We start from the raw sequence: 1,731 nt of genomic DNA, 5'->3' as shown, positions 1-1,731 counted from the left end.
GACACGGGAGCGGCCGGAGTCGGCGGTGCCGACGACGATGTCGCGCTGACCGCTGTAGCGGGCGAGGACGAGCTGGGTGGCGGCCAGCAGGCCCATGAACAGGGTGACGCCGTGGGCCTCGCAGCGGGCGGTGAAGTCGGCGAGCACCTGCCGCGGCACCTCGAACCTGCGGGTGCCGCCGGTGGTGGTGCGCACGGCCGGGCGGGGCCGGTCGGTGGGCAGCTCCAGGGCGGGGGCGCCGGCGAGCCGGTCGCGCCAGTGGTCCAGCTCCGCTTCGAGGACGTCCGGGGTGAGGGCGGCGCGCTGCCACACGGCGAAGTCGCCGTACTGGAGGGCGGGTTCGGGCAGGGTGCGGCCCGCGTAGAGGGCGTCCAGCTCGCGGCGGAGGACGCCCATGGACCAGCCGTCGGTGACGATGTGGTGCACGGCGAGGACGAGCAGGTGTGCGTCCGCCGCGGTGCGCAGCAGCAGCGGACGCAGGAGGGGGCCGGTGCGCAGGTCGAAGGGTTCGGCGTGGTGGCGGCGGGCCAGCTCGGGCGCCTCGTCGGGGGCGCAGTCCACGACGGGCAGCGGCACGGGGCCGGGCTCGTGGACGAGCTGCACGCCCTGACCGTCGCGCTCCTCGAACGTGGTGCGCAGCGTCTCGTGCCGGGCCACCAGGGCTTCCAGGGCCGCCTGGAGCCGGGCCACCTCAAGGGGGCCGTGCAGCCACAGGGCGCCGCCGGTGTTGTACTCGGTGCTCGCCGGGTCGACCTGCGCGGCGAACCACACCCGCTGCTGCGCGAACGACAACGGCAGCGGGCCGGTGCGCTCCACCGGCACCGGCCCGGCCGTGCCGTCGGTGTCCCGTGCGGCGCCCGCCAGCGCCCCGGCCAGCTCCGCGACGGTCGGATGGTCGAAGACGGCGCGCACGGTGGTGCGGCGGCCGGCGCGGTGCAGCCGGGCGGCGAGCTGGACGGCCAGGATCGAGTCGCCGCCCAGCCGGAAGAAGTGGTCGCGGGCGCCCGCCCGGGGCACGCCGAGCACCTCGGCGAACAGCCCGGCGACCAGCTCCTCGTCGGCGCCGGAGGGCGCCACGTAGGCGGCGCCCGCGTCGGCCCACTCCACGTCGGGCAGCGCCCGCCGGTCCACCTTCCCGTTGGCGGTCAGCGGCAGGGCGCCGAGGACGGCGTACCCGGACGGCACCATGTGGCCGGGCAGCCGGCCGCTGAGGAACGCGTGCAGCTCGTCCCGGCCGGGCGCCCTCTCGCCGGACGGTACGACGTAGCCGGCCAGCCGCTTGCCGCCGCGTGCGTCGGCGCGCACCACCACGACGGCCTGGGCGACCCGCGGGTGCGCGGTCAACGCCGCCTCCACCTCGCCCAGTTCGACGCGGAAGCCGCGCACCTTCACCTGGTCGTCGGCGCGGCCCACGAAGTCCAGTACGCCGCCCTCGCACCAGCGCACCACGTCCCCGGTGCGGTACATCCGGCTGCCCGCCGGGCCGTGCGGCGAGGCCACGAACCGGGCGGCGCTCAGGCCGGGCCGCCCGCCGTAGCCGTGCGCCAGACCCGGCCCCACGACGTACAGTTCGCCCTCCTCGCCCACCGCGACGGGGCGCAGCCGCGCGTCGAGCACGGCGAGCCGGGTGTCGGGCAGCGGCCCGCCGAGGCGCACCAGCGCGGCGTCGTCGGCGGCCCGGTCGAGGACGTGGGAGGTGGCGGCGATGGACACCTCGGTCGGCCCGTAGCA

At 77.4% G+C, this 1,731-nt stretch carries 1 protein-coding gene; it reads right to left on the bottom strand.

Annotation, left to right across the window (positions count from 1 at the left end):
* Positions 1-1,731, bottom strand: a 1,731-nt coding sequence (locus tag SCA03_RS34715) for a condensation domain-containing protein (protein WP_141275898.1), incomplete at both ends; no start/stop codon positions are given.

Source organism: Streptomyces cacaoi (assembly GCF_006539165.1).
In the GTDB taxonomy this organism is placed as follows: Bacteria; Actinomycetota; Actinomycetes; order Streptomycetales; family Streptomycetaceae; genus Streptomyces; species Streptomyces cacaoi.
Note: the sequence above shows the minus strand (reverse complement) of the source record. Positions and strands in the feature narration are given on the sequence as shown.